This is a genomic window from Tenacibaculum salmonis, from assembly GCF_041053065.1.
Taxonomy (GTDB): Bacteria; Bacteroidota; Bacteroidia; order Flavobacteriales; family Flavobacteriaceae; genus Polaribacter; species Polaribacter pacificus_A.
Genome location: NZ_JBFCVV010000001.1, coordinates 2206560 through 2221594, shown reverse-complemented (window position 1 = coordinate 2221594; position 15035 = coordinate 2206560). Strand labels below are relative to the sequence as shown.

At 28.6% G+C, this 15035-nt stretch carries 18 protein-coding genes and 3 tRNA genes; 16 read left to right on the top strand and 5 right to left on the bottom strand.

What is annotated here, in order from left to right; translation table 11 throughout:
* The first annotated feature begins 21 nt into the window (after positions 1-21).
* Positions 22-870: a TlpA family protein disulfide reductase gene (locus AB0T67_RS09780; RefSeq protein WP_369220146.1), complete on the top strand. Its 849-nt coding sequence runs from the start codon at positions 22-24 to the stop codon at positions 868-870.
* A gap of 48 nt (positions 871-918) precedes the next feature.
* On the opposite strand, the gene AB0T67_RS09775 is transcribed toward AB0T67_RS09780, so the two are convergent.
* A complete protein-coding gene (locus AB0T67_RS09775) occupies positions 919-1302 on the bottom strand; it encodes a nucleoside triphosphate pyrophosphohydrolase family protein (RefSeq protein WP_271230692.1) in 384 nt (127 codons plus the stop codon).
* Positions 1303-1418: 116 nt separating this feature from the next.
* On the opposite strand from AB0T67_RS09775, the gene AB0T67_RS09770 reads away from it, so the two are divergent.
* Positions 1419-1634 (top strand): hypothetical protein, encoded by a 216-nt coding sequence (locus AB0T67_RS09770; RefSeq protein WP_369220145.1) that lies wholly within the window; start codon positions 1419-1421, stop codon positions 1632-1634.
* On the opposite strand, the gene AB0T67_RS09765 is transcribed toward AB0T67_RS09770, so the two are convergent.
* Positions 1631-2551: an ion channel gene (locus AB0T67_RS09765; protein WP_271230694.1), complete on the bottom strand. Its 921-nt coding sequence runs from the start codon at positions 2549-2551 to the stop codon at positions 1631-1633. The genes AB0T67_RS09770 and AB0T67_RS09765 overlap by 4 nt on opposite strands.
* 70 nt (positions 2552-2621) lie before the next feature.
* Positions 2622-3179 carry a DNA-3-methyladenine glycosylase I gene (locus tag AB0T67_RS09760; RefSeq protein ID WP_369220144.1) on the bottom strand — a complete coding sequence of 186 codons (558 nt, stop codon included), beginning with the start codon at positions 3177-3179 and terminating at the stop codon, positions 2622-2624.
* A 233-nt stretch (positions 3180-3412) separates the two neighbouring features.
* Between AB0T67_RS09760 and sppA the strand changes: the two genes are divergently transcribed.
* The gene (sppA, locus tag AB0T67_RS09755) at positions 3413-5158 is read left to right on the top strand and encodes a signal peptide peptidase SppA (protein WP_369220143.1); all 1746 of its coding nucleotides are present in this window, start codon (positions 3413-3415) and stop codon (positions 5156-5158) included.
* 65 nt (positions 5159-5223) lie between these two features.
* Here sppA and AB0T67_RS09750 read toward each other — a convergent pair whose 3' ends face one another.
* A complete protein-coding gene (locus AB0T67_RS09750; RefSeq protein ID WP_369220142.1) occupies positions 5224-5997 on the bottom strand; it encodes a hypothetical protein in 774 nt (257 codons plus the stop codon).
* Positions 5998-6090: 93 nt separating this feature from the next.
* Positions 6091-7347, bottom strand: coding sequence for a methionine adenosyltransferase (gene metK, locus AB0T67_RS09745; RefSeq protein ID WP_369220141.1), 1257 nt, complete (start codon positions 7345-7347; stop codon positions 6091-6093).
* Between the two features lie 316 nt (positions 7348-7663).
* On the opposite strand from metK, the gene trxA reads away from it, so the two are divergent.
* The 13 genes from trxA (at position 7664) to AB0T67_RS09680 (ending at position 14996) form a co-directional block, all read left to right on the top strand.
* Positions 7664-7981 (top strand): thioredoxin, encoded by a 318-nt coding sequence (gene trxA / locus AB0T67_RS09740; protein WP_271230699.1) that lies wholly within the window; start codon positions 7664-7666, stop codon positions 7979-7981.
* Positions 7982-8051: 70 nt separating this feature from the next.
* Positions 8052-8975: a DUF58 domain-containing protein gene (locus tag AB0T67_RS09735; RefSeq protein ID WP_369220140.1), complete on the top strand. Its 924-nt coding sequence runs from the start codon at positions 8052-8054 to the stop codon at positions 8973-8975.
* Positions 8976-9033: 58 nt separating this feature from the next.
* Positions 9034-9107, top strand: a tRNA-Asp gene (locus AB0T67_RS09730).
* Between the two features lie 39 nt (positions 9108-9146).
* Positions 9147-9220, top strand: a tRNA-Asp gene (locus AB0T67_RS09725).
* A 39-nt stretch (positions 9221-9259) separates the two neighbouring features.
* Positions 9260-9333 (top strand) — tRNA-Asp (locus AB0T67_RS09720).
* Positions 9334-9857: 524 nt separating this feature from the next.
* On the top strand, positions 9858-10193 hold the full coding sequence (locus AB0T67_RS09715; protein WP_369220139.1) for a hypothetical protein: 336 nt from the start codon (positions 9858-9860) through the stop codon (positions 10191-10193).
* 10 nt (positions 10194-10203) lie between these two features.
* The gene (locus tag AB0T67_RS09710; protein WP_271230702.1) at positions 10204-10578 is read left to right on the top strand and encodes a hypothetical protein; all 375 of its coding nucleotides are present in this window, start codon (positions 10204-10206) and stop codon (positions 10576-10578) included.
* Positions 10568-10810, top strand: a complete 243-nt coding sequence (locus AB0T67_RS09705; protein WP_369220138.1) for a hypothetical protein — start codon at positions 10568-10570, stop codon at positions 10808-10810. The genes AB0T67_RS09710 and AB0T67_RS09705 overlap by 11 nt, the downstream gene beginning before the upstream one ends.
* Positions 10811-11086: 276 nt before the next feature.
* Positions 11087-13033 carry a threonine--tRNA ligase gene (gene thrS / locus AB0T67_RS09700; protein WP_369220137.1) on the top strand — a complete coding sequence of 649 codons (1947 nt, stop codon included), beginning with the start codon at positions 11087-11089 and terminating at the stop codon, positions 13031-13033.
* A 71-nt stretch (positions 13034-13104) separates the two neighbouring features.
* Entirely contained in the window at positions 13105-13623 is a 519-nt protein-coding gene (infC, locus tag AB0T67_RS09695) for a translation initiation factor IF-3 (RefSeq protein WP_271232168.1), read from the top strand.
* 48 nt (positions 13624-13671) lie between these two features.
* Positions 13672-13869, top strand: a complete 198-nt coding sequence (gene rpmI, locus AB0T67_RS09690; RefSeq protein WP_271230705.1) for a 50S ribosomal protein L35 — start codon at positions 13672-13674, stop codon at positions 13867-13869.
* Between the two features lie 92 nt (positions 13870-13961).
* Positions 13962-14306 (top strand): 50S ribosomal protein L20, encoded by a 345-nt coding sequence (rplT, locus tag AB0T67_RS09685; RefSeq protein ID WP_369220136.1) that lies wholly within the window; start codon positions 13962-13964, stop codon positions 14304-14306.
* Positions 14307-14399: 93 nt separating this feature from the next.
* Entirely contained in the window at positions 14400-14996 is a 597-nt protein-coding gene (locus AB0T67_RS09680) for a hypothetical protein (protein ID WP_271230706.1), read from the top strand.
* Positions 14997-15035 lie beyond the last annotated feature (39 nt).

Genomic DNA, 15035 nt, shown 5'->3' with positions numbered 1-15035 from the left:
AAAAAAAACCTCTGAAAAAGAATGAAAAATATCCTCCCAATATTGTTGTCTATTATAATCGGTTCAGCTTTGTCCTTGTTTATATTAAATACCTTTTTAAATACAACTACAGAAAATAATAAAACAACAAAAGACATTAAAAAATCAATAAAAAATGAAGTAACAACGGATGCCAAAAAAGTTATAAATCTAAATAATATGCAAGATAGCTTTGATAATTGGAAAACGTATATGAAAGAAAATGTCGATTTAATGGCAACCTTTAATCCTATTGATAGCGAAGGAAACCTTATCGAAAAAGGAATGTTTTTGACGTTATTACGAACAGGTGCTTATGTTGTTATCAAATCTAAAAAAGACAAAAATATTGAATATAAATTAACAACGATTAAAGAACCTGTTAATGAAAAAATAAAAAAAGCGATTACTAGAAAAGCTCATATGGCAAATCAATATTATAAAATGGAAGGTAAAAAATTACCTAAATATGATTTTATTGATTTAGAAGGAAAATCACATAATAAAGCTGTTAGTAAAGGAAACATAACCGTTTTAAAATCGTGGTTTATTAACTGTAAAGTTTGTGTAGAAGAGTTTCCTAAACTAAATGATTTAGTAGATATCTATAAAGATAAAGATATTCAATTTATTAGTTTAGCTTTTAATGAAAAAGATAAATTGAAAAAATTCTTAAAAAAGAAACCTTTTAAATATGTTACAATTCCTGATCAAAAAAGATATATGTCTAAAGAATTAAAAGTAAAACAATATCCAACACATATTATTATAAATTCCGATGGTGTTATTCTTAAAATGGTTAATAATGTAAATACCTTAACATCAGAATTAGAACGCATTTTTGAAGAATAATTTCACAAAAAACCTTCTGATAATTCAGAAGGTTTTTTTATTCTGATACTATTTTAAAATTTCTTTGATGTTTGGTTTAAAATAATTAGGTCCTTTTAAAACCTTACCATCTTCACGATAAATAGGTTTTCCATCTTCACCTAATTTACTCATATTACTACGTTGAATTTCATTAAATACTTCTTCTATTTTATCTTGCATTCCGTGTTCAATAATAGTTCCGCATAAAATATATAACATATCGCCTAAAGCATCAGCAACCTCAACTAAATCGTTGTTTTTAGCAGCTTCTAAATACTCTTCATTTTCTTCTTTCATCAACTCAAAACGCAATTTTTTTCTATCTTCAGAAATAGCAATAGTTGGTTTATTTTGAATATTTATTTTAAATGCTTCGTGAAATTCTTGTACTGATTTTATTTTATGTTTCATTTTTATATGATTTTTTACCTAATTTTTTATTCTTTAAAATAAACATCAAAAAACAATTACCTGTTTAGCTATCTTCATTATAAAATCATTCTTTAACTTTGCCGAAAATACAATTTATGTTTATTCCTTTTGCAACTATAGAATTTACCACAGGAAGAATTATTTTTTCATGTTTATTTGCCTTTTTTTTTATTATAGCTATGTTTTATAGCTATATAAAAGATGCTAAAAATAATAAGAAATATTATAAAAATACGGCTTTATTTGTAGCTATAGGTCTTGTAACTGCTATTGCTTTATTATTTCTTGCAAAATATTTAATTAAAGGTTAATTCATTTTTTCTACTTCACTTAATTTTTCATGATTTAAAATAGTAAATCCTTCTTTATCAAAATGAGAAGAAGGAACATACTTTTTGTTTATTTCTAAATCTGAAAAACTATAAGAAGTTGCTTGATATACATGTTGCCCAAAAGACTCTTCATGATATTTAAGTAAAATATATACTTGAGCATCCATTTTTGCTATTTCTTGTTTTGTATATTTATATAACGGACTTTCTGTATCAATTTCATGAACAACCGTCCAAACGGTTGGCAAATACATTATATTATCTCGTTCTAATTTTAATTCGTGAAATTCTCTTTGATAATTTCCTGCTGCATTTTTTTCATTTAAAACTAAAGTGACTTTTATTTCAGGCTCAATCATAACTGTTTTTCTGTTATTTATTAATCGAAACATTAAAGCACTATGATTTTTAAAATCTCTTAATAATAAATTTTCACTAAAACGAATAGCCGCTTTTGGTTTTGCAAATCGTCCATATAATAAACCTGTTATAAATGAGAATGATAACAAACCTAACATTGCTTCAAAAGCAGCGATTAAATTTGCTGTAATTCCTTTGGGAGCAATACCTCCATAACCTACGGTTGTTAATGTTTGAGCACTAAAGAAGAATCCATTTAAAAAATCTCTAAAAAAACTTCCTTTCGATGGTGTTATTTGTTCAATACCAATTGAAGTATATAAAAGTCCGAAAATAATATTTAAAAAAGTATAGCTAATAAAAACTACAAGGAAAAATTTACCCCAAGACATTTCTACAAAATAAGTATACAAATCATCAATATTAAAATTTTTATTGATGTGTATTACGTTTGAACTTCCGTCTTTATTAATAAGTCCTCTTTTATTTTCTTGAGAATTATAACCAAACCCAGGGTCTTTTGTTTTTTTCGCCATCACCTTTTCTTTTTTTTTTGATAAAAAATAAGCACCTTTTTATCTATTTATTTTGCTGATACTTGATTCGTTAATTTTCATATCTAAAACAATCGGTTGTATGATCATTAACCATACCTATTGCCTGCATATATGCGTATATTATAGTTGATCCAACGAACTTAAATCCTCGTTTTTTTAAATCTTTAGATATAACATCAGATAAAATAGTAGTCGCAGGAACATCTTCTTTTTTATCAAAAGTATTATTTATTGGTTTTCCATCAACAAAGCTCCATATATAATCAGAAAAAGAGCCAAATTCTTTTTGAATATCCATAAAAAATTTTGCATTAGAAATTGCCGACTTAATTTTTAATTTATGCCTTATAATTCCTGAATTCTGAAGTAATTCTTCATATTTATCATCATTATAAACAGCTATTTTCTGATAATCAAAATCATCAAAAGCTTGCCTAAAATTTTCTCGTTTTTTCAATATTGTTATCCAACTTAAACCTGCTTGAAAAGTTTCTAAAATTAAAAACTCAAATAGAATTGCATCATTATATACTGGAACTCCCCATTCGGTATCATGATATTCAATATACAAGGGATCATCACTTACCCAAAAACATCTTTTCATCATTTTTAACTATTTAAAGATTAAAACTAGTGTTAAATATCAATAAAAAATAAAATAATTTACACAAATTTATCAGTATGGATTTTATCTATTATGAAATAGATAAAATATAATACAACTACTAAAGAAGCTATCATTATTAATATTGATTTTAAGAACTAATTAGAATGACTTTACGCTAATATTTAAAGCTTGGTGTAAATCTGTATATTTGCTAAAAAAATAATCGCATTAATATGAACTTTTTACGAAACTTATTAGCATCCATTTTTGGTTTTTTTATAGCCATCTTTTTAATATTTCTATTTTTTATAGCCATAGCCGCTGTAATGGGATCAGAAGAAGAAATAGTAGTAAAATCAAATTCAGTTTTAGAGTTAGACTTATCTACACCTGTAAAAGATTATGCTCCGAAAGAAGATAATCCGTTAGCCGAAATTTTAGAATTAGCCGATGAAAAATTAGCTTTGAATAAAATAATAAATGCTATCGAAAATGCAAAAACTGATACAAGAATTACAGGAATCAGTATTAAAACAATAGCCGTAAACGCTGGTATTGCACAAACACAAGCTATCAGAAATAAAATTGAAGAATTTAAAGAAAGTGGAAAATTTGTCTATGCTTATAATGATGTATATACTCAAAAAAACTATTATTTAAGTTCTGTTGCCGATAGTTTATTTTTAAATCCTGTTGGAGCTATTGATTTTAAAGGATTATCAACAGAAGTTTTATATTATAAAGATTTTGAAGATAAATACGGAATTAAAATGGAAGTGATTCGTCATGGAAAATACAAAAGTGCTGTAGAACCTTATTTATTAAATGAAATGAGTGATGCTAATCGTGAACAAACAACGTCGCTTTTAAAATCTATTTGGTCTGAAATTACTTCGGATGTTTCTAAAAGTAGAAATATTTCTATTGAAAAATTAAATATAATTGCAGATAATGCGAATGGTAGAAATGCCAATCTTTCAAAAGAAAATAATTTAATTGATGCCATTATTTATGAAGATCAATACAAAGAAAAATTAGCTTTAAATTCTGATAAAAAAATAAATACCATTTCTATAGGTGATTATATCAAATCAGGAAAAGGACGAGTTTCTTCATCTGCAAAAAATAAAATTGCGGTTATTTATGCACAAGGAGAAATCAGATATGCCAAAGGAAATGAAGATATTATTGGACAAGAAGTTACCAACAAAGCAATTCGTAAAGCTAGAAAAGATAAAAATGTGAAAGCAATTGTATTGCGTGTGAATTCTCCTGGTGGAAGTGCTTTAGCTTCAGAATTAATTTGGCGTGAATTAGAATTAGCTAAAAAAGAGAAGCCTTTAGTGGTTTCTATGGGAAATTTAGCGGCTTCGGGTGGTTATTATATTGCTTGTAATGCAGATAAAATTATCGCAGAACCAACAACAATTACAGGTTCTATTGGTGTTTTTGGTGCTGTACCTAACTTTAACAAATTCGCTGATAATATTGGAATTAATGCAGAACAAGTATCAACAAACAGCAATCCTAATTATAGTGTTTTTGAACCGATAAACGACAAATTCTATAATGTAACAAAAGAAGGTGTTGAACAGATTTATACTGTTTTTGTAAACCGTGTTGCAGCAGGTCGTAACATGACTTTTGAGCAAGTTAACGATGTTGCACAAGGTAGAGTTTGGACAGGTAAAGAAGCTGTTGAAAAAGGTTTGGTTGATAAACTTGGTAATTTAGATGATGCAATTGCTGCTGCTGCTGAGTTAGCCGAAATTGATAATTATAGAGTTCGTAACTATCCTGTTTATAAAAAAGATTTAAAAGAAGCTTTAAACTTCTCTCTTTTTGCAAAAGCATCAAAAGTTGATATTTTAAAAGAAGCTTTAGGTAATGAAAATTATCAGTTATATAACAACATCAATCAGATGAAAAATTTAAAAGGAATTCAAGCTAGAATGCCTTATATTCTTCAGATAAAATAAACTTCATAAAAAAAATCCGTGACACAAATTGTATCACGGATTTTTTTTGTAAATATTTTTAAAAATTAGTTATAACTATAAACAACATCAATACTAATAGTTTCATTTTCATCGTTTATTGCTGTACCAGTTCCTTTTACAGGATATCCGTCAGCATCATAAGTATAATCGATATTTAAACTCCCTAAAACCTCACTATCAGCATTTTTATATACAACTTTTATTAAATTATTGGTAGGTAATAATTGTCTTGCTTTAATAATTTCTGATGCTTGTGTATTTATTCCAAAATCTAAAGAAACACCATCTAAAATTTCAACAAGACCAGCAGATTCTAAAGTAGCAAAATATAAATTTGGCTTATCGTCATAAGTCATTTCTGCAATTTGAGTTTCTACACTATAAGTATTTGTTTCATAATCATAAACTGTATCACGAAATGCAATTTTACTTGGATTTTTATTCGCATCGTATGCTAAAACCTCTCCCGTTTCATACATCTTATAAGGAGCTTTATATAATTCTTCTATAGAAAAACTTTCTGAATCCCCCTCATTATTTCCTCCTTTAATAGAAGTTCCATCATTTTTATAATCCATTGAAATAGATTCAGTCCCTTCTGTTCCTGACATTTTCATCAATTTATTATCTGAATCATAGAAAAAGTTTGAAGATAATGACTCTTGAATTTCTACTGGGTTTATAGCTGTAATTGATTTTAATGTTTTTTTCTTTACATTTCCATTAATGTCATCAAAATCTTCTGTAGCAGAACTCGTGCAAGCACTCATTAATCCGACTATTAAACCGATTGCTAATACACCTTTTAAATTTTTCATAATTTTTCAATTTATTTTGTACGAAAATAAGACATAAAAAAATACCTGCAACAAAATCACAGGTATTTTTTATATATAAATCTCATAATCAATCTATAAACCGAAACTTTCTTTTATTTTATCTACGTGATCTAATTTTTCCCAAGTAAATGTTTCTACTTCTTCAGATACAGTTTCACCCATTGGATTTGTAAAAGTAACTGTTTTAATTTCTGATTTTCTACCCATATGCCCGTAAGCAGCAGTTTCAGAATAAATAGGAGCTCTTAATTTCAAACGTTTTTCAATAAAATAAGGACGCATATCAAAAATAGTTTCTACTATTTTACTGATTTCTCCATCTGTTTTATCAATAGTTGAAGTTCCGTAAGTTTCAACATTAATACTAGTAGGTTTTGCAACTCCAATAGCATATGAAACTTGTACTAAAACTTCTTTACATAATCCTGAAGCTACTAAATTTTTAGCAATATGACGTGTTGCATATGCTCCAGAACGGTCTACTTTAGAAGGATCTTTTCCTGAAAATGCTCCACCACCATGTGCTCCTTTTCCTCCGTAAGTATCAACAATAATTTTACGACCAGTTAAACCAGTATCTCCATGAGGTCCTCCAATTACGAAAACACCTGTTGGATTAATATGATACGTTATACTATCAGTAAACAACTTTTGTAAATTAGCTGGTAATTTAGCAACAACTCTAGGAATTAAGATAGAAACAATGTCAGATTTAATTTTAGCTAACATAACTTCGTCACTTGCATCAAAATCATCATGCTGTGTAGAAATTACAATTGCATCAATTCTTTGAGGCACATTATCATCAGAATATTCAATAGTTACTTGCGATTTAGCATCTGGACGTAAATAATCGATATCCTTATTTTCTCTACGTAATTCAGCTAATTCAATTAATAAACGGTGCGATAACTCTAAAGCTAAAGGCATATAATTTTCCGTTTCATCAGTTGCATAACCAAACATCATTCCTTGGTCTCCTGCTCCTTGATCTTCAGGATTACCTTTTATAACACCTTGATAAATATCTGGTGATTGCTCATGAATTGCAGAAAAAACTCCACAAGAACTACCATCAAACATATACTCACCTTTAGTATATCCAATTTTGTTAATTACATCTCTTGCAATTTTTTGAACATCTAAATATGTTTTAGATCTTACTTCACCAGCCAAAACTACTTGACCTGTAGTAACCAATGTTTCACAGGCAACTTTTGATTCTTTATCAAAAGCTAAAAAATTATCTATTAAAGCGTCAGAAATCTGATCTGCTATTTTATCTGGATGTCCCTCAGAAACACTTTCTGAAGTAAATAAATATGACATAAAATTATATTTTAAAAATTTAGATAAAAAGGAAAAACTTAGATTGCTTGGTCGCGTAAAGAAGTAGAAAATTACTGCTTTAGCTTTTTTATTATGAACTTATGTTCAATGAGGTTGCAATCAGTCAAATTTTTCCTCGAAAATTATGGCGCTAAGTTATTGATTATTTTACACACATAAAAACAAACAGCCAAGGAAATAGAAACTATTGATGCTATGATAACAAAAAGTAATTTTTGTAGAATTGTATTGGTCAAATATTTGATTACTTTTGTAGTGTAGAAACAAGACTATAACTTAATTAAAACATAAAATTATGGCATTAGAAATTACAGATGCAAACTTTGAAGAGTTAGTATTAAAATCAGACAAACCAGTATTAGTTGATTTTTGGGCAGCATGGTGTGGACCTTGTAGAATGGTAGGACCTATTGTTGATGAAATTCATTCTGAATACGAAGGAAAAGCTGTTGTTGGTAAAGTTGATGTTGATAACAACCAAGAATTTGCTGCTAAATATGGTGTAAGAAATATTCCTACAGTATTAGTATTTAAAAATGGTGAAGTTGTAGACAAACAAGTTGGTGCAGCTCCTAAAAAAGCATATACTGATAAAATTGATGCTGCTTTATAAATAGCACAATTATAATATATCATTGAAAAGGTTTGGCTAGCGTCAAACCTTTTTTTATTTTAGATGCACTATGATTGATCTAAATACTACTTCTTCAGAAATAAAAAACCTTGAATTACTTGCAAAACAAGTTGTAGAAGGTTTTATTACAGGAATACACAAAAGTCCATTTCATGGTTTTTCTGTAGAGTTTTCAGAACATAAGCTATATAATAAAGGCGAAAGTACCCGTCATATAGATTGGAAACTATTTGCTAAAACCGAAAAACTTTACATAAAAAAATACGAAGAAGAAACAAATTTAAGATGTCATATTATTATTGATAATTCGGCATCGATGCACTACCCTATTGTTAAAAGTCAATCAATTGATAGTTTAAATAAAATTGGTTTTTCGGTAGTTGCTGCTGCTTCTTTGATGGAAATATTAAAAAAACAACGAGATGCCGTCGGTTTAAGTATCTATTCTGATAGCTACGAATACTACGCTCCTGAAAAAGGAAGCGAACGTCATCGTAAAATGTTATTGAATCAATTAGATAATTTATTAATCTCAACATCTAAAGCTACAACAGAAACTTATCAATATTTACATGAAATAGCAGAAAACATACATCGTCGTTCTTTGATTTTTTTATTTACTGATATGCTTCAAACAACAAAAAATGAAGAAGAACTTTTTGATGCTTTACGTCATTTAAAATTCAATAAACATGAAGTAATCTTGTTTCATACTTATGATAAAAAAACAGAATTGTTATTTAATTTTGATAATAGTCCGAAAAAATTTGTAGATATTGAAACTAATGAAGAAATAAATTTACATCCTGATAACATTCAAAAAGAATATACAGAACTAAGTAGTTTGTTTTTCAAAAACCTAAAAAACAAATGCTTACAATATAAAATTGATTATATCCCAGTAGATATTAATGAAGGATATGATAAAATATTAACAACTTATATTGTTAGCAGACAAAAAAAAATGAAATAATTTTTTTTCATTCCATAAAAAGGTCTTATATTTGCACTCGCTTAGAGTAATTAGCAACGGTCTGGTAGTTCAGCTGGTTAGAATACCTGCCTGTCACGCAGGGGGTCGCGGGTTCGAGTCCCGTCCAGACCGCTAAATTATTTTAAGTAAAAGTACAAAGCTAAAAGCAACGGTCTGGTAGTTCAGCTGGTTAGAATACCTGCCTGTCACGCAGGGGGTCGCGGGTTCGAGTCCCGTCCAGACCGCAATTAGTTAAGTAAGTTAAAAGTATTGCTACAAGCAACGGTCTGGTAGTTCAGCTGGTTAGAATACCTGCCTGTCACGCAGGGGGTCGCGGGTTCGAGTCCCGTCCAGACCGCAAAAGCTTCTCATTTATTTGAGAGGCTTTTTCTTTTTCACAACAAATTATACTTACTCTTCTTCCTCTTTATCCAAAGTATATTTTATTCAATTACTTGGTACCTTATCTATTTTCCAAACTCAATCATTCGTAACATTACTTCTATCATTTAATTACTCAAAAATTCTTTGCTTACTTTTAAAGCCTGTTTAAATTTCAAATAAAGTATCTTTTTTAAGATATAAACATCATTCTGAATTTATTTCAGAATCACATAAAATGAAGAACTACGACAAATCAGGATGTTAAACTGAAATAAATTCAGTTTAACGGATTCAGTTTCTCAGGATATAAAACTCTTTTTAGATAAAATTTAAACAGGCTCTTAATAAATCCTTATTAACCATAAATAAAAATTAGATACAGCTCAGTTTTAAAGTATTATTTAATTATCCATTTTAACTTTATTTTTCAACAAAAAAAGTTAAAAAATAAAATAAAGCACTTATATTTGCACTCTTATTTAGATTAAATAAATATAAATGAATTTAAAAAGATTAATATCACAAACAAATTCGAAAGCCATTTACCTTATTAATGAAAATGGTAATATTATTGATTTTTATTCTGAAGAAAATCAGTCTAATAAATTAAAAGATAAAACGGCAGCTTTTAATACAGCTATTTTTAATATGAGTAACCATTTTTTAAATTCTTTTTATAATACTGAATTAAATGAAATTATATTAAAGTCGAATAATCAAAACATATTATTAGTTAAATACAACCAATCAATTTTAGCTCTGTTATCTGACGATAATTTAAATTTATCATTAATAGAACTAATCTTAAAAAAAGAATTAAATAAACCACTATAAAATAAACAAAATGCAAAACCTTTTAGATGAATTAGTACGTAACGCGAAAGATAATATACCTGGTTATATAGCTATTAGTGTAGCTGAAATGTCTTCTGGTGAATGCCTTATTTCAAATTCAAGTGTTGCTGAATTTGATACAGCATTAGCCTCTGCCTATAATGTAGAAATAATAAATGCAAAACGAAAAGCAATAGAAGCCTTAGGTTTAAATGAAAACTTAAGAGATATACATTTTAATTTAGATGAACAAATACATGTAATTAATATTGCGCCTTCTGGTGAATATTTTATTTACTTAGCAGTAGATTCTAAAAAAGCAAATTTAGCACTGAGTAGAAAATTATTAAACAAATACACAAAAAGCTTAACCGATGAATTATAATCAACTAATTTTAAAGAAGCGTAATTTTGATAATGAATTTATTACATTTATTAATTCATATCAAAATTTATATCAAAATGTAATACTTGAAAATACCCCTTATCAGGCTGAAAGAAAAAATAATCATCAAAATTTAAAAAAACGTAAACTTAAGGAAACTTTAGAAGACTTCTTTTTTACACCAAAATATAATAATGTTTTAGACCTCCTAAAACTAAGTAACTCTAATTAAATAATTTCAAAAAGCTTCTCTAAAAAGAGAAGCTTTTTAAGTCTATAAATTCAAATATTTTCTTATTTTTTTTACATTTAATAATTATACTCATAACTTTCAATAGGTTTAAAAGAAATAAATACACATAAAAATTGACTACTACACTTAAATATATTCGTTAAATAAAAACCCTTTTTTAAATACCTAATATATATTGTATAAAAAATGCATTTACGGTATCTTTGCAGTTATAAAATTTCCACTTGTAAGGGAATTAAACATAACACATATACAATGATTAAAATCACACTACCAGACGGGAGTATTAAAGAATTTGAAGTAAATAGCACATCGATGGATGTTGCCAAAAGTATAAGCGAAGGTTTTGCTAGAAATGTAATTTCTGCAAATTTTAACGGTACAACCGTTGAAACTACCACACCACTTACCACTGATGGTTCTTTAGTACTATATACTTTTAATGATAATGACGGAAAGAAAGCATTTTGGCATTCTTCTGCTCACGTATTAGCTCAAGCTATTTTAACCTTTCATCCTGATGCTAAATTAACAATTGGTCCTGCAATTGATAATGGTTTTTATTATGATATCGATTTAGGAGAAGGTATTATATCTGAAAAAGATTTTTCTGCTATTGAGAAGAAATTTTTAGAATTAGCTCGTGGAAAGCATGAATTTAAATTACGTTCTATATCTAAGGCTGATGCTTTAGATTACTATAAAAAAGCTGGAAATCAGTATAAAGTTGAGTTAATTGAAAATTTAACCGACGGAGATATTACTTTTTGTGATCATAGTGATTTTACAGATTTATGTAGAGGTGGTCATGTTCCTAATACAGGGATTATCAAAGCAATTAAAGTAATGAATGTTGCTGGTGCTTATTGGAGAGGTGATGAAAAAAATAATCAATTAACACGTATTTACGGAATTTCTTTTCCTAAACAAAAAATGCTTACCGAGTATTTAGAGTTATTAGAAGAAGCTAAAAAACGTGATCATAGAAAATTAGGAAAAGAATTAGAGCTTTTTACATTTTCACAAAAAGTTGGTGCTGGTTTACCTTTATGGTTACCTAAAGGAGCTGCACTTAGAGGTCGTTTAGAAGATTTCTTAAAGAAAGCACAAAAGAAAGCTGGATATGAAATGGTGATGACACCTCATATTGGGCAAAAAGAATTATACGTTACCTCTGGTCATTACGAAAAATATGGCGCTGATAGTTTTCAAGCAATAAAAACTCCTAAAATGGAGGAAGAATTTTTATTGAAACCGATGAACTGTCCGCATCATTGTGAAGTTTATAATTTTAAACCTCATTCTTATAAAGATTTACCTAAACGTTTTGCAGAATTCGGAACAGTTTACAGATATGAGCAAAGTGGTGAATTACACGGATTAACTCGTGTAAGAGGTTTTACTCAAGATGATGCACATATTTTCTGTACACCAGAACAATTAGATCAAGAATTTAAAGATGTAATTGATTTAGTACTTTACGTATTTAAATCTTTAGGTTTTAAAGATTTTACAGCTCAAGTTTCTGTTAGAGACATGAACAACCCTGATAAGTATATTGGAGATGTTAAAACATGGGAAATTGCAGAACAAGCTATTATTAATGCAGCTACCGATAAAGGCTTAGCTTTTATAGTTGAAGAAGGTGAAGCAGCATTTTATGGACCTAAATTAGACTTCATGGTGAAGGATGCTTTAGGCAGAAGTTGGCAGTTAGGAACCATTCAAGTGGACTATAACTTACCTAAAAGGTTCGAATTAACCTATAAAGGAGCCGATAATCAATTACACGAACCAGTAATGATTCACAGAGCACCTTTTGGATCTATGGAGCGTTTTATCGCTGTGTTATTGGAGCATACAGGAGGAAATTTCCCTCTTTGGTTAACTCCTGAGCAGGTTATCTTATTGCCAATCAGTGATAAATATGAAATATATACTAAAAAAGTTTTAACTTTGTTAGAAAATTCCGAAATTCGCGCCCTGGTAGATAGCCGAAGTGAGAAGACAGGAAGAAAGATTCGTGATGCAGAAGTGAGCAAAATTCCATTTATGGTTATTATAGGCGAAAAAGAAGAGCAAGACGGAACAGTATCTGTAAGAAAACACGGTGAAGGAGATATTGGAACATTCACTATCGCTGAATTTATTGAGTTAATACAAAACGAAGTTAACAAAACATTAGTTCCTTTTGGAAACTAAATAATAGTAATAACCTAAAATCATGAGTCATAGCAATTAGAAGAAGAGGCGGACGTAGACCGCTAAGGGTAATTAAAGAAGATCAACATAGAATTAATGAAAAAATTAGATATGTTGATGAAGTTCGTCTTGTAGGCGAAAACATCGAAGTTGGTGTTTATCCTTTAGAAAAAGCCAAAGAAATGGCAATTGAACAAGAGTTAGATTTAGTTGAAATTTCACCTAAAGCAGTACCTCCTGTTTGTAAAATTATTGATTATAAAAAGTTTTTATACGAACAAAAAAAACGTGATAAAGCTTTAAAATCAAAGGCAACAAAAGTTATTGTAAAAGAGATTCGTTTCGGACCTCAGACTGATGAGCATGATTATGAGTTTAAAAAGAAACATGCTATTAAGTTTTTACAAGACGGTGCAAAATTAAAAGCATTTGTTTTCTTCAAAGGGCGTTCAATTGTTTTTAAGGAACAAGGACAGATTTTATTATTAAAATTAGCTCAAGAATTAGAAGAATACGGTAAAGTAGAACAAATGCCAAAATTAGAAGGGAAACGTATGATTATGTTTATTGCGCCTAAAAAGGCTAAATAAATTAAAAATCGTTCACAATATATAAGCAAGATAAACTAAAGAACAGAAATGCCTAAAATTAAAACAAAATCTAGTGCCAAGAAACGTTTCAAAATAACAGGTTCTGGTAAGATAAAAAGAAAGCACGCTTTTAAAAGCCACATCTTAACAAAGAAGTCTAAAAAACGTAAACTTGCTTTAAGACATGCAACATTAGTACACAAATCTGATGTAGCAAATATTAAGCAACAATTAGTTTTAAGATAATTCTTTATACAGGGAATTTAATTATTAACCATGGAGTTAGGCTCAAATAAGTATCGAATATTCGATCGCCTACTACAAAAAACATTTGAATTATGCCAAGATCAGTAAATTCAGTAGCCTCAAGAAGAAGAAGAAAAAAAATCTTGAAGGCAGCAAAAGGTTACTTTGGAAGACGTAAAAACGTTTACACAGTAGCAAAAAATGCGGTAGAAAAAGCGATGACATACGCTTATCGTGACCGTAAAAACAATAAGAGAAACTTCCGTTCATTATGGATTCAGCGTATTAACGCTGGAACACGTCAGTATGGAATGTCTTACTCTCAGTTTATGGGTAAAGTAAAAGCTAATAGTATCGAATTAAACCGTAAGGTTTTAGCTGATTTAGCGATGAACAATCCAGAAGCTTTTAAGGCCATTGTAGAAAAAGTAAAATAAGTTTCATATACTTGCTTATACTAAAAACCCAAACTTAAACGTTTGGGTTTTTTTAAACCTATTAGATTCAATCTTTACATAAAATTCTAATCAATGAAAATTTTAAGAATCCTATTACTAATTCTTATAACGCAGCAAATTTCTGCACAAAAGCGTTTATCTAAAACTCAAGTAGATTCATTGCCTAATACCATAGAAAATCAGTTTACAAAAGTGTATCGATTATCTAATAACTGGCAAGAATATAAACTGATTAAACGTACAAATTTTATCAGTTTTCAAAAAAACATACTAGATAGTGTCGTTGCTATCAAAAAAGATGTCGTTGCTAAACAGCTTCAATTAGATCTTCAATTAAAAAACACCAATACTTTAAAAGAAGAAATTAACTCTTTAAAAAACAATTTATCAGTATCTGTTCAAAAAGAAGATGCAATTTCAATTGGAGGGTTTTACTTAGATAAAACAACCTATAATACTATTCTTTGGAGTATTATAAGTGGATTATTAATTGGTTTAGCTTTTTTCATTTTTAAATTTAATAGCAGTAACTCTGTTACTAAAGAAACTAAAAATTTATTAGTTGGTATTGAAAATGAATTTGAACAATACAAAAGAAATTCGATTGATAAAGAACAAAAACTAAGACGTCAATTACAAGATGAAATTAACAAACAACGTGGTGTATAATTAAGTTTTGTACTATTATAAAATAAAAAAGCAACTCAA

Excerpts from the sequence above, each read along its gene's own strand:
- rplT (WP_369220136.1), top strand. The coding sequence starts at position 13,962 with ATGCCAAGATCAGTAAATTCAGTAGCCTCAAGAAGAAGAAGAAAAAAA.
- AB0T67_RS09775 (WP_271230692.1), bottom strand. The coding sequence starts at position 1,302 with ATGAAACATAAAATAAAATCAGTACAAGAATTTCACGAAGCATTTAAA.
- metK (WP_369220141.1), bottom strand. The coding sequence starts at position 7,347 with ATGTCATATTTATTTACTTCAGAAAGTGTTTCTGAGGGACATCCAGAT.
- AB0T67_RS09735 (WP_369220140.1), top strand. The coding sequence starts at position 8,052 with ATGATTGATCTAAATACTACTTCTTCAGAAATAAAAAACCTTGAATTA.
- AB0T67_RS09760 (WP_369220144.1), bottom strand. The coding sequence starts at position 3,179 with ATGATGAAAAGATGTTTTTGGGTAAGTGATGATCCCTTGTATATTGAA.
- thrS (WP_369220137.1), top strand. The coding sequence starts at position 11,087 with ATGATTAAAATCACACTACCAGACGGGAGTATTAAAGAATTTGAAGTA.
- rpmI (WP_271230705.1), top strand. The coding sequence starts at position 13,672 with ATGCCTAAAATTAAAACAAAATCTAGTGCCAAGAAACGTTTCAAAATA.
- AB0T67_RS09710 (WP_271230702.1), top strand. The coding sequence starts at position 10,204 with ATGCAAAACCTTTTAGATGAATTAGTACGTAACGCGAAAGATAATATA.
- AB0T67_RS09770 (WP_369220145.1), top strand. The coding sequence starts at position 1,419 with ATGTTTATTCCTTTTGCAACTATAGAATTTACCACAGGAAGAATTATT.
- trxA (WP_271230699.1), top strand. The coding sequence starts at position 7,664 with ATGGCATTAGAAATTACAGATGCAAACTTTGAAGAGTTAGTATTAAAA.
- sppA (WP_369220143.1), top strand. The coding sequence starts at position 3,413 with ATGAACTTTTTACGAAACTTATTAGCATCCATTTTTGGTTTTTTTATA.
- AB0T67_RS09780 (WP_369220146.1), top strand. The coding sequence starts at position 22 with ATGAAAAATATCCTCCCAATATTGTTGTCTATTATAATCGGTTCAGCT.
- AB0T67_RS09750 (WP_369220142.1), bottom strand. The coding sequence starts at position 5,997 with ATGAAAAATTTAAAAGGTGTATTAGCAATCGGTTTAATAGTCGGATTA.
- AB0T67_RS09765 (WP_271230694.1), bottom strand. The coding sequence starts at position 2,551 with ATGGCGAAAAAAACAAAAGACCCTGGGTTTGGTTATAATTCTCAAGAA.
- AB0T67_RS09705 (WP_369220138.1), top strand. The coding sequence starts at position 10,568 with ATGAATTATAATCAACTAATTTTAAAGAAGCGTAATTTTGATAATGAA.
- AB0T67_RS09715 (WP_369220139.1), top strand. The coding sequence starts at position 9,858 with ATGAATTTAAAAAGATTAATATCACAAACAAATTCGAAAGCCATTTAC.
- AB0T67_RS09680 (WP_271230706.1), top strand. The coding sequence starts at position 14,400 with ATGAAAATTTTAAGAATCCTATTACTAATTCTTATAACGCAGCAAATT.